The organism is Kordia sp., assembly GCF_045105435.1.
GTDB lineage: Bacteria > Bacteroidota > Bacteroidia > Flavobacteriales > Flavobacteriaceae > Kordia.
On record NZ_JBGCDL010000363.1, the window covers coordinates 1 to 12,386 of the forward strand.

Genomic DNA, 12,386 nt, shown 5'->3' on the forward strand with positions numbered 1-12,386 from the left:
TGTTCTACATGTTCTGCCATCCAATAAGAAATTGGTTCAATGTTGCTGTACCAAGGATAACGCGTATTGCTAGAGTGACAATCAAAACAAGCAACTTTTAAAGTAGCTGCTACAGAACTTGACATATTTGTTTCCTCCATAAAAGGTTTTAAATCTGCTACATCACCTACATTTTTCTCTGGTCCGAAAAATTGTAAAATTACCAATGCGATTAATGCTAAAACTGCTATTTTTTTAAGTATCTTCATTTTGTTATTTTTAAGCAGTCTAAATTATAAAAACAATGACGTTTGAACAACTTTATTCGGAATTAAATTATGTAAATCATTCACGCGAGAAGCGAAACTACTATTCAAAGATCGTTTTAAACAATATTGAGTTGTTGCCAACATTGTTAGAAGTTGTATTTACGGTAGATGATAAAATTTCGGCAAGAGCCGCATGGCTGTTTGAATTTGTTGCTAGAGAACGTTTGGACGCCATCTTACCACATTTAGACCTTTACACTGAAAAAATGCAAACCGTATATTTAGATCCTGCCGTTCGACCCATGGCAAAAGTTACTGAATATTTGATTGAAGCGTATTATCATAAAAATCCAAATCAGACAAAAGAAAAACTAACAAAACAACAGCGCGAAAAAATTACGGAAGCTTGTTTTGATTGGATGATTTCTGATCAAAAAGTAGCCGTTAAAGCCTATTCTATGCGTTCATTATTTTTATTGGGAAGCGAATTTGATTGGATTCATGAAGAATTACTTATTATTTTAGAACGCGATTATTTGTCGCAAAGTGCTGCTTTTAAAGCGAGAGCTAGAGACCTCATCAAGCGAATTAAAAAAGGCTAGAAAATGAAGTCCTAAAATTTTAGTACTAAGAACGTAACAAGTATATTTGTGAGCTTAAAACAACAACACAACTACAATGACGCTTACTCCGCTTAACGCAATTTCTCCTATTGATGGAAGATATCGTAACAAAACCATCTCTTTAGCTAATTATTTTAGTGAAGAATCTTTGATTAAATATCGTGTTTTAGTCGAAATCGAATATTTTATTGCATTATGCAACTTGCCATTACCACAATTGGAAGATTTTGATGCTTCTTTGTATGATGATTTGCGTGCTATTTATGAAAATTTTTCTTCCGAAGATGCACTAGCCATTAAAGAGATTGAAAAAGTAACCAATCATGATGTTAAAGCGGTTGAGTATTTTATTAAAGAGAAATTTGATCAACTTAATATTTCGGCACATAAAGAGTTTATTCACTTCGGATTAACTTCACAAGACATTAATAATACCGCAATTCCACTTTCTATCAAAGAAGCAATTCAAGATGTATATCTTCCAGAGTTGGTAAGCGTTTTAGAAAAACTGAAAGCACTTGCAAGCGAATGGGCTGAGATTCCTATGTTGGCAAGAACGCACGGACAACCTGCGTCTCCAACGCGTTTAGGGAAAGAAATTGAAGTGTTTATTACACGTGTAGAAGCACAAGTGAAAACCATGTCTGTTATTCCACATGCGGCAAAGTTTGGTGGTGCTACAGGAAATTTTAATGCGCACAAAGTGGCGTACCCAACGATTGATTGGAAAGCTTTTGGTACTAACTTTGTAGAACGCATTTTAGGTTTGCATCATTCGTTTCCAACAACACAGATTGAACATTACGATCATGTTGCAGGAATTTTTGATGGAATGAAACGTATCAATACGATTTTGATTGATTTGGATCGTGATTTTTGGACGTACATTTCCATGGATTATTTCAAACAAAAAATAAAAAAGGGAGAAGTTGGTTCTTCTGCAATGCCACACAAAGTAAATCCGATCGATTTTGAAAATAGCGAAGGAAATTTAGGAATTGCAAATGCAATTTTTACACACTTATCGGCAAAACTTCCAATTTCAAGATTGCAACGCGATTTAACAGACTCAACAGTTCTTAGAAATGTAGGTGTTCCTTTTGGGCATACCGTAATTGGGTTTAAGTCTACACTAAAAGGTTTAAATAAATTATTGTTAAACAAAAAGAAGTTTGAAGACGATTTGGAAAACAATTGGGCAGTTGTAGCGGAAGCAATTCAGACCATATTAAGACGAGAAAACTATCCAAACCCTTACGAAGCATTAAAAGGACTCACTCGAACCAATCAAAAGATAACTCAGGAGTTAATTGCCGAATTTATTGACACTTTAACGGTTTCTGAGGGTATCAAATTGGAATTAAAGCAAATAAATCCTAGTAATTATACAGGAATATAGCATTTTATAGTCCATCGCATTGTTTTTTTGTTAATTTTGTAACGCCAAGAACTAAACAAAAAATAAATATTGTGAATATTAAACTCACAAATAAAGAAGTAGCCCCTAGTTTGAATGTTGAACAAAACACTCGAAGACTCCAAATCAAAAAAGGTGTGTACAACAAAGCGTTCAAGTCTTTTATTATTGATACATACGGATCGGGAATTCATTTTGGAAATATGAATAGCAATCTGGAAGAAATCCTTAATAGCTTATCTTTGCAAAATACAATGGACTGCCTTGTGAAACTCCCCAAAATTGACGTGAATACTTTATCAATTGTAAACGATCAAAAGAATGAATTTTCTGATTTTGATCTTTATGAAAGCTTTGAATGTACTTTTTTAGCAAAAGAAGGTGTAAGCTCAAGTGATTTCATGAAAGGAATTGAAAAGCTAAAAACTGGTTTTTTAGATAATTACAACAAAAAAGTTCACGAAGAAATTACAGAGATAGAACATGTAAATCGTATCCAAATAAAAAGGAGAGAGATTAAAGAGATTGTTTTTTTAACAGTATTAGCTGTTATTGCGCTTGTTACAATTTATTTTTATTCTAAAAAATAAATTTATTCTAATATAAAAAAGTGATACATATACATTGCTACATGCATCACTTTCTTTTAGTTTCCTATAATATTTGACAAACTACCTAAGTTAAAATTGAAAGGTATATCTCTTTGTTCTGTCATCTTATATAACTCCATAAATTTCTCTAAAGTCATGTCGTCACCAATAATACGTGTAACGGCAAACCCCATTTGTTTGTCTGAAACAAAAACGACAATTTCATCTATAGAATCGTCAGTTCCAATGTATTTTATAACACCGTTGTTTCCCATATTAATGAGTTCTTCGTACTTTTTATCTTTTAAAATCTTTTTAAGGTTATTTCTTTCAACAGTATATTCTGCTTGTTTTGTACTATCTATTCTGTAAAATAATAAATTTACACGGTCTATAGCATCGAGCGCTTCTTCTTGTTTTGCAGATAATTTTACGCCTTCTTGTCTTAAAAGACTCATTGGAATCGTGCTAGAAGAAAAGCCTGTTTTTTCGGCATGATCTAAAAAATAACTTCGCAGGCTATTTCCATTGGAACAACTTGCCAAACTTATGACGACTAACAGCAGTCCTAAAAGTGGTTTGAATGTTTTCATAATTTTTGTGATTGATTGTTTTTTGATGTGATGAATGTATATAAAAATGCGCCAACAAGCAACTAGTACTTATTGACGCAAATTAGTGATATGCGTATTATTTCTTAACATTCTTCAAGTGTTCACCACCTGGAATATTCATTTGACTGGTAAGTTTTGAAATTTTCGTTAAATCGATGTCTCCTAATAACGAAACTACTACAGTATTGATATTTCTATCTTTCATTTGTATTTTATCTTGAATTCCTGTAATGTACATTAAAAGTTCTTTCACATGTGTTTCATCTTTACCTTCTTTTACGTAGAACTTCACACGTGTATTTCCGTCTCTTACTTGCATTAACTCTTCTAACTTAGAAGCACGTTTATTTACCCAAGTTTTTAATTCCGTAGAAATAGTTTCACTTTCAGTAGCTAATACCTGCAAGCTTTTCATGCTTTTCACCATATCTAAAAACTCTTTTGCTTCTGGATCATCTGCATCAACGCCAACTGTAGCTAGCATTTTAAACATTTTAGGTGAAATAGACACATACGTTACATTGTCGTTGTCTGCGTATTTCTCAAATATATTTTGTCCGAATGTAAGTACTGGCAGTGCCAATAACATTACTAATGTTATGATTTTCTTCATTTTAATTAATTGTTTCTTGTTATAAAAATTTTGTTCGTTGTTTCTTCAAATTCTGATAAGTAGTTGATGTGACTTGCTCCTGTATTGAGATTTTCTGACACGAGAGACATTGCCATTTTAAAGTCGGCAATTGCTTCATCAACTTCTCGTTGTTTTTTCCATTCGTTTATGAACAGACTTGTTGTGAGAACAAATACAGCGGCAACAGAAATCCATTTCAAATAGTTTTTTCTAGGTTTTAATGGAACGTTACGAGTAAATTTCTCGGATTTTAGATCGGTAAAATATTGAAACATTGGTTTGTATTCTTGCAAATGCGGCGCCACATTGTCTTGCGAAAAATACGTTTTCAACTCTTGTTCTTCTTGAACCGTTGCTGTTGCTTCAAAATACTTCTCTATTAAATTTTCTATGTTAGCTAACTCCATAGTTGTGTTTTTTTATAAGTTCTTTTCTTATGTACTTTCTTGCTCTTGATAATGCTACGCGAATGGCAGTTGGATTCATATTTACTACTTTGGCAATTTCTTCAAAATCATACTGTTCTACATCTCTCAATTGTATGATAATTTTTTGTTGCTCTGGCAGTTGGTTCATAATCTCATGCACAAAACTTACACTATCTTTTAATTCTACTTCTCGTTGTAACGAGGTATTTTCATCTTTATAATTACTGTGTACTAATTTTAAATTGCTGGCTTGTTTTGATTTTAACTTGTCCAAGCAATAATTTTTAGTCATTGTCATTGCAAAAGCTTCCACATTTTTATATGCTTCCATTTTCGACTTTTTAGACCATAATTTCAATAATACTTCTTGTGTAGCGTCTTCTGCTTCTTCGTTCGAAACTAGCAAGCGCTTTGCCAATCGGTATAATTTGTCTTTAAAAGGCAATACTGTATTTAAAAAATCTGCCTGTTTCATTTTAATGATCTATTGATTTCGGTTAGTTATAAGGAAGACGAACCAGTTACGAATTTGTTACAAATAATTTTTATTTTACAATAATGTGGCTATTTTTAATGTTTATAAAAGTAAACACAAACTATGATAAAGAAAATTATGAATATAAAAAAGCTGCTATTGCTGTTTGTTGCAGTTTCTATAGTGACAACAAGCTGTACAGATCAGGATGATAATCTGTTTAGTGTGCCTGGAAATATAGAGATTCAAGACTTTGTATGGAAAGGTTTAAACCTATGGTATTTTTGGCAAGGTGAAGTAGCCGATTTGTCAGATAGTAAACTTGATGATGCAGAAGGTTATATTGCATTTTTACAAGGCTATCCTAATCCAGCAGATTTATTTGAACATTTACGCCATCCAGATGATCGTTTTAGTGTCATTGTAGATGATTATGACGATTTACAAAACTCTCAACAAGGAACTTCGGCTTCTAATGGAGTAGACATTCGCTACATCTTTTTAAATAGTGGAAGTTCGGAAGTTATTGGATATGTACGTTATATTATTCCTGGCTCGGATGCCGATGGAAAAGATATTCGCCGTGGAGATATTGTATACGCAGTTGATGGACAAAGTTTATTTTTTAATTCTTCTACAGATAATAATTTAGGTTTATTAGATCCAACTTCTTATACATTTAATCTTGCAGACTTAACTGTTTCAGGTGGTGTGCGTTCTATTTCTGCAAACGGTAGAAATATTGCTTTGACGAAAACGAATATTACAGAAAACCCAATTTTAGTAAATACCACAATTGATGTTGGTGCTAAAAAAGTGGGATATATAATGTACAATCAGTTCATTTCTAATTTTGACACACAATTAAATGGTGTCTTTGCAGATTTTCAAGCACAAGGTGTTACCGATTTAGTATTGGATTTCCGTTACAATCCAGGTGGATTTGTAAGTAGCGCTATCAATATTGGAAGCATGGTTACCGGACAGTTTGAAGGACAATTGTTTACTAAGTTTAGATATAATGATAAAATTCAGCCACTGCTAACCGATGCACAAGAAAATCGTTATTTCCAAAGTGCATTAAGTAATGGTACTGCGATTAGTAGTTTAGGATTATCTAAAGTATACGTGATTACGACAGGAAGTACAGCTTCGGCAAGTGAACTGGTAATTAACTCATTAGAACCTTATATTGACGTTATACAAGTAGGAACAACAACTACAGGGAAAAATGAAGCTTCCGTTTCTTTATACGATTCTCCATCTTGGACTTTTGGTGACGAACAGTTAAACCCAAATCATAAATGGGCAATGCAACCGCTGATTTCGCGACTTGAAAATAGTGCAGGTTTTTCTAATTATACAGAAGGATTGAATCCAGATATTGTACTTGCTGAAGATTTAACAGCGTTAGGTGTATTAGGTGATGAAACAGAACCTTTATTAGCCGCAGCTTTGATGGATATTTCCGCAGCAGGAAGACCTTTAGCCGATCCGACAAAAATAGTTCCAATAGAAGGAATTACGGAAACGAAATTGCGTAGAATTACTGGAAATCGTATGTATATCGATTTAAAAGTTGGTAACAGCGATGACGCGTTAAAAAATCATAAAGTGATACCGCAGGAATAATTCTGATAGAAAATATATTTTAAAGAGGCTGTCTAAAAAGACATAATTTCGTCAAACCGAATCAAGTTCGGTTTCACACAACAGTTGGAGATCAACTTTATGAGATTCTGGATCAAGTCCAGAATGACGACTTTTAAAACTTTTTATACAGTCTCTTTTTATGCAGTTTAGTCACCCTTTTCTAAATATGCTTTTCGCGAATTGAAACGGTACGTTAACTCAATCATACTTTTTTATGATTTGAATCGATTGTAGTTTTAGTGTAATTAAAATTATCAAATGAAAACCAACGTATCTTTTATACTATTCGTTCTGTTGAATATTCTTTTTATTTCTTCTTGTGTAACGACAAAAATTGTGTCTCAAAAAGTAACCGATTCGTATACTAGTGACGAAATTAAACAACACATACAAGAACGGTTTCTTCACGCAAGTGATAGTTTAAAAATCGGCTCTATGTTTGTCCTTGATGGAATTCCTTATTATGAAAAATCATTTGAAAACGAACCTACAATTGATTCAGAATTGAAGAAATATGATAAATCAGCAATCCAAACTATTTATTTTGCGAATGCTTCAAAACTTAACATTGCTTGTAGAGTATACGATTTTGACATCATTCCTATCATTAGAACCAATGAAAATATACAAAAACGGAAAGCTAAAAAGAAGATTTTAATGCGATTGAAAGAACGCTATTTTAGCGGACAATTTACTGTAGCTACGAGACCGCTAGTTATTTTCAACAGAAAACCACTTACTGTAAACTCAGCTTTTAAAGTATTGCAAAATTTGAAAGTTAGACATATAAACTTTATTCAAAAATATGAAGAATCGCAAGTAATTGCTGGTTTTGAACATATTTCTAAAAATGGTGTGATAGAAATCTTTACAAAGTAAAAAATAAAAACGCTTCAAATTTCTTAGAAGCATTTTTTGCCTTTACACATTAAATGATCTTCTGAATTAAATCTAGTAACTCCTTTATTCTCTAACTCATATTTTAGAGATTTTAATGATTCTATGGTTCCATATATTCTTGCCATTTAAGGAATTCTTCAAATTATAGCCAATGGTTTTGTGTATGATTTGGTACTTAAGTTAGTAAATAATAGATAGAAAATCTAAAAGGATTTTCGTAAATCAGCTAAAACTGATTAATTATATACAACCTAAATTGGCATTTCATTAAATAATTCAGCACTTAGAATTGCACCATCAATTTCGTTGAGATATTTCCCTCCTTAAAATCTTTTCAATACGATTAAATACAATTTCTGATAAATTCCAATCGTATCCATTAAAATCTGTTGTGTTTATAAATTGTACTACAACTGTATCTATGTCGTCATAATATGCTGTGAGACTCTGATAACCAGGAACCAAACCGCCATGTTCATACTCATAAATAGACGTGTAAATTTCTTTTTCACCTGCATTAAACACAGAACCATCGTTTAATGCGCGTATAAATATACCGACATCTTCAGCTGTAGCTAGCATGCCATTTTCATTCGTCTTAAAGTCTGTATCGATTCCTACATAATATCCGCTCATAACATCGTCAATATTTACTTCTTTAAGCGAAAAAAAAGTATTGTTCAGCTTCAGAGGAAGTAGTATTTTCTCTTTAATGTACTGTTCATGGCTATAACCTAGCACTTTATCAATAATTTTACGAAGTAATAAATAATTAGTATTTGAATATTCATATCCGTTATCTGGAGCAAAACTTGCTGGCAAATCGAGTGCAAACTCAAGTGCCTTTTTACCATTTTCCTGTTCATTTTCCCAATAAGCAGCGTTGTCTGTAAAATTTGGAATACCGCTTCGATGTTGTACCATCAATCGCAATGTAATTTTTTCTGCATTTTCAATTCTATCGGCAAGTTCAGGAAAGTAATCTGTTAGTGTATCATCTAAAGATAAGTGATTGTCTTTGGCTAGTTTTGCGATGGAAACAGCCGTATATAATTTACTAATACTTGCAATTTTAAATAATGATTTCGGATCTGCAGGTATTTCTTTTTCTCGATCTTTAAAACCTCCTGTATAAAATGCGGGCGGTTTTCCTGCTTCGTCTACATAGACGATCATTCCATCAAATCCGTGACCAATAGCTTCATCTACTTGTTCTTGAACTGTATTCTGTAATGGTAAAATCCAAGCCCAAACCAAAATCCAAGGTACGTAGAACATGGAAATGAAAGTCCCTAAGAGTAATACGATTTTAAATATCTTTTTCTTCATACTATAATTTGCTTTTACTAAAATGATCTTTATGTATGTAACACTTGCAAAATTCCATGTATCTGGTAAAAATAGAAATTTTATAGCACTGAACTGTTGAATGTTCTTGATGAATTGTACATTTTACGCAACAATAAAAACCATATTGAAATTGGCTGTAATATGTTTATATGTGAATGGAAGCAATTTAATATTCCTTACTATTCAGAAAATAAAATACAAAAAAAGCCACTGGTTTCCCAATGACTTTTCAACTTATGATAGGTATTAAATAAACTTTACAGGTTCAATGAGAATCCAACACGTACGTTTGTACCTCTCGTTGTAAATCCTGTAATCTCTCTATATTCTTCGTTGAATATATTTGATACGGTTAAAAATCCACTGAAACGTTTGTTAAAAGTGTGACTTAAATTTGCGCCAACTAAATTGAACGATTCCAATGTAACATCTTGAAACGTAGTAAAATCAGTATCCAAACGGTCAGAAGTATATTGGTATGACAATCCTGCATTTGTTTTAGACGAAAATGCATAGCCAACATTTAAGTTTGCTTTGTGCTTTGGTATACGCAATACTTTTACATCTTTTTTCTCTGTAAATGTATAGTTTGCATCAATTGTTAACTTTTCAATTGGCGATGCAGCTACTTCAAATTCAAAACCATTTACTGTAAATTCTTGATCTGTATTTTGATATTCTCCTGCAAATGTTACAAAATCAGTTACTGTATATTGAATAAAGTTTTCTTCTTTTCTGTTGAAGTATACACCGCTTACACGTAATTTTTCAGACAACTTCACTTCTACTCCACCTTCAATCGTCGTATTTTCTTCTGGTTCTAAATTCGGATTCGGGCCAAAGTTTCCAAATAATTGTGACAAGGATGGCGCAATAAATGACGTACTGTACGAACCAAATACTTTTGCATATCCTTCTCCTAATGCCATACGATAAGATGGATTGAAGTTATACGTAAAGTTAGTTCCGTATTCACTATGATTGTTTAAACGTCCACCAACATTTAAGTTAAATCCAAAATCAGAAACATATACAACATTTATGTACGGATCAACAATTGAAGAAGATTGTTCTTCAATAAATGTAGTTTGGTTGTCTATATAATTCAATCCGACAACCGTATAAAATTGATTGCTAAAGTTGTACTTATTAAAGATATCTACAGCAACTGTTTCACCTTCAAAACTTGATGGAAAGTTTGAGAAAAACTCACGATCAATTGTAGTGTACGCAGCATTCATGGTAACACTACCGTTTTTGTAGGTATATTTTGGAGCAATTCCAAAACGATACTGCTCACTGTTTCCAACAAAATCAGCGTCAGCTCTTGGGAAAGAATTATCGAAGTCACTCTTAAATTTATCTTGTGAACCAAAAATACTCACATTAAACGCGTCCGAAAACTTATAACCAACGCGTACATTTGCATTTGTACGTGAAAAACGATCGCTTTCATCTCCAATTACAGCAGATAATCCGTCCGTACTTTGATGACTAAAACCAACTGCATAGGTTAAATCATCCACAGTTCCGTCAACACGCGCACTATTTGAAAAATCGGTTACATTATAATCAGAATCGTCTTGTGATTGATTCGTTCCAACAGAACTATTCACGCGCAAAGCGATGGTATCTTTAGACGATTTTTTAGTCGTAATACTAATCACAGCTGTTGCCGCACCACTTCCGTAGAGTGTACTTGAAGCACCTTTAATAATTTCAATCGATTCAATTTGATCCAAAGCAATCAAACGCAAATCGAAGTCATTCGCAATAGAAGACGGATCATTTACCTGTACACCATCAATCATGATTAATACCTGACGGTTGTTTCCTCCACGTACAAAATAACTTAGGTTTTGTCCGGCATTACTTCTACTTCCTAAAATTTCAATTCCACTTTTGGTATTGATGACTTCGGCAACGGTTCTTCCTTGATTCCTTTCAATTTCTTTACTAGAAATCGTAATCACGGTTTTACCAGAGTTTTCACGTTTCAACGCGTGACGCGAATCAGAAATTACAACCTCATCAAGGTCTTCGGTTTCATCTTGTTGTTGTGCAAATACGGTAGTACATGCTAAAAACAACGCACTAACAGATAGTACTGTTTTTTTCATTTAATTTTCGTTTATGGGAATAAAGTATGGGTTTCCATACGCAAACTCTTATCCCGAAAGTTTGACATTAATTGCGAAATGTGGCAGGTCTCCTGACTTGCAATTTGCTATATACCTTCCCGAATACTCAGTGGTCATGTAGTTATAGCAATTCATTTTTGAAATGAAGTACTGAAAAAAAATTTCAGCACATGCTTACAGTTGCGGGAACAGTTCAAGACTGAAGGTGTGTTACCTTTTCACTTGATTCCCTTTTAATTTGAGATTACTAACATAATCTCAAAACCAAAATTCGGTGCAAAAATAAACATTCTTTAGAATCTATCTACATAAAACATGAAATAATAGTACTTTTGAAAAAATTAGCAATCTTATCCATGCAAACATTCAAACCTGTTTTTTGCCTTTTAGTAACGCTGTGCCTGATTTGTTTTTCGTGTAAAACGGAAAAAAAGGAAGTTCCAAAAGAAACACTTCCAACTACAAAAAAATCAGAAAAAGTTTCTAAAAGTTTGCGTCATGCTGAAAAATTTTCTGTTGAAAAATTAGGTGATATTACAGTTATAACGGTGTTTTCTCCTTGGCCAGATGCTGAAAACGATTTTAAATACGCTTTGATTCCTAGAGAAAAAGCAGCAGCAATTACACTGAATAAAGATGACTATGATGCCATTGTATTAACGCCTGTAGAACGTGTTGTGGTGACTTCTACCACACATATTCCCACTTTGGAAATGCTTGGTGTAGAAAATGCTTTGGTAGGGTTTCCGCAAACAAATTATGTTTCTTCTGAAAAAACACGCGCATTGATTGATGCAGGAAAAGTAAAAGATATTGGACAGAACGAAAAAATTAATATTGAATTGCTAATCGATTTAGAACCCGAACTCGTTATTGGTTTTTCGATCAACAATTCAAATCCGACGTATAAAACCATTCAAAAAGCCAATGTCCCTGTGGTTTATAATGGCGATTGGACGGAGAAAACACCTTTAGGAAGAGCAGAATGGATTCACTTTTTCGCACCTTTCTTCCACAAAAAAGCCAAAGCCACCGAAGTGTTTGACAAGATTGAGAAAAGTTATTTGGAAGCAACACAATTGGCTCAAAAAGCGACTACAAAACCAACTGTTTTAGCGGGCGCTATGTATAAAGATGTTTGGTATTTGCCTGCGGGCGAAAGTTTCCAAGCACAGTATTTGAAAGATGCGAACGCCAGTTATATTTGGGCAGCTTCCAAAGGTACGGGAAGTTTGTCTTTGAGCATTGAAAGCGTATTGGATAAAGCCATAGACGCTGATATTTGGATTGGTCCAGCGCGTTTTAAAAGTTAC

The 12,386-nt window shown here is 33.2% G+C and carries 13 protein-coding genes and 1 riboswitch; of the genes, 6 read left to right on the forward strand and 7 right to left on the reverse strand.

Going from position 1 to position 12,386, the window contains the following annotated elements; all coding sequences use genetic code 11:
- Positions 1-248, reverse strand: a 248-nt coding sequence (locus AB8B65_RS18340) for a heme-binding domain-containing protein (protein ID WP_405302737.1), incomplete at its 3' end; no start/stop codon positions are given.
- A 35-nt stretch (positions 249-283) separates the two neighbouring features.
- On the opposite strand from AB8B65_RS18340, the gene AB8B65_RS18345 reads away from it, so the two are divergent.
- From AB8B65_RS18345 to AB8B65_RS18355, 3 genes are all read left to right on the forward strand, one after another.
- Complete coding sequence (locus tag AB8B65_RS18345) at positions 284-850, forward strand: adenylosuccinate lyase (RefSeq protein WP_405302738.1); 567 nt, start codon at positions 284-286, stop codon at positions 848-850.
- 76 nt (positions 851-926) lie between these two features.
- Entirely contained in the window at positions 927-2,270 is a 1,344-nt protein-coding gene (gene purB / locus AB8B65_RS18350) for an adenylosuccinate lyase (RefSeq protein ID WP_405302739.1), read from the forward strand.
- A 71-nt stretch (positions 2,271-2,341) separates the two neighbouring features.
- The gene (locus AB8B65_RS18355) at positions 2,342-2,878 is read left to right on the forward strand and encodes a hypothetical protein (RefSeq protein ID WP_405302740.1); all 537 of its coding nucleotides are present in this window, start codon (positions 2,342-2,344) and stop codon (positions 2,876-2,878) included.
- Between the two features lie 56 nt (positions 2,879-2,934).
- On the opposite strand, the gene AB8B65_RS18360 is transcribed toward AB8B65_RS18355, so the two are convergent.
- From AB8B65_RS18360 to AB8B65_RS18375, 4 genes are all read right to left on the reverse strand, one after another.
- Positions 2,935-3,471: a DUF4252 domain-containing protein gene (locus AB8B65_RS18360; protein ID WP_405302741.1), complete on the reverse strand. Its 537-nt coding sequence runs from the start codon at positions 3,469-3,471 to the stop codon at positions 2,935-2,937.
- Between the two features lie 97 nt (positions 3,472-3,568).
- Complete coding sequence (locus tag AB8B65_RS18365; RefSeq protein WP_405302742.1) at positions 3,569-4,105, reverse strand: DUF4252 domain-containing protein; 537 nt, start codon at positions 4,103-4,105, stop codon at positions 3,569-3,571.
- A 5-nt stretch (positions 4,106-4,110) separates the two neighbouring features.
- A complete protein-coding gene (locus AB8B65_RS18370) occupies positions 4,111-4,533 on the reverse strand; it encodes a hypothetical protein (protein ID WP_405302743.1) in 423 nt (140 codons plus the stop codon).
- The gene (locus AB8B65_RS18375; RefSeq protein ID WP_405302744.1) at positions 4,520-5,029 is read right to left on the reverse strand and encodes an RNA polymerase sigma factor; all 510 of its coding nucleotides are present in this window, start codon (positions 5,027-5,029) and stop codon (positions 4,520-4,522) included. Before AB8B65_RS18375 ends, AB8B65_RS18370 begins: the two co-directional genes overlap by 14 nt.
- A gap of 123 nt (positions 5,030-5,152) precedes the next feature.
- Here AB8B65_RS18375 and AB8B65_RS18380 point away from each other — a divergent pair, with 123 nt between their 5' ends.
- Positions 5,153-6,661, forward strand: coding sequence for a S41 family peptidase (locus AB8B65_RS18380; RefSeq protein WP_405302745.1), 1,509 nt, complete (start codon positions 5,153-5,155; stop codon positions 6,659-6,661).
- Between the two features lie 279 nt (positions 6,662-6,940).
- Positions 6,941-7,561, forward strand: coding sequence for a hypothetical protein (locus tag AB8B65_RS18385; protein WP_405302746.1), 621 nt, complete (start codon positions 6,941-6,943; stop codon positions 7,559-7,561).
- Between the two features lie 318 nt (positions 7,562-7,879).
- On the opposite strand, the gene AB8B65_RS18390 is transcribed toward AB8B65_RS18385, so the two are convergent.
- Together AB8B65_RS18390 and AB8B65_RS18395 are read right to left on the reverse strand one after the other, a co-directional pair.
- The gene (locus AB8B65_RS18390; protein ID WP_405302747.1) at positions 7,880-8,911 is read right to left on the reverse strand and encodes a serine hydrolase domain-containing protein; all 1,032 of its coding nucleotides are present in this window, start codon (positions 8,909-8,911) and stop codon (positions 7,880-7,882) included.
- Positions 8,912-9,189: 278 nt separating this feature from the next.
- Positions 9,190-11,052, reverse strand: coding sequence for a TonB-dependent receptor plug domain-containing protein (locus AB8B65_RS18395; protein WP_405302748.1), 1,863 nt, complete (start codon positions 11,050-11,052; stop codon positions 9,190-9,192).
- A gap of 64 nt (positions 11,053-11,116) precedes the next feature.
- A riboswitch (cobalamin riboswitch) is annotated at positions 11,117-11,357 on the reverse strand.
- Between the two features lie 48 nt (positions 11,358-11,405).
- On the opposite strand from AB8B65_RS18395, the gene AB8B65_RS18400 reads away from it, so the two are divergent.
- Positions 11,406-12,386 (forward strand): ABC transporter substrate-binding protein (locus tag AB8B65_RS18400; RefSeq protein WP_405302749.1); only part of this gene is annotated, 981 nt, incomplete at its 3' end.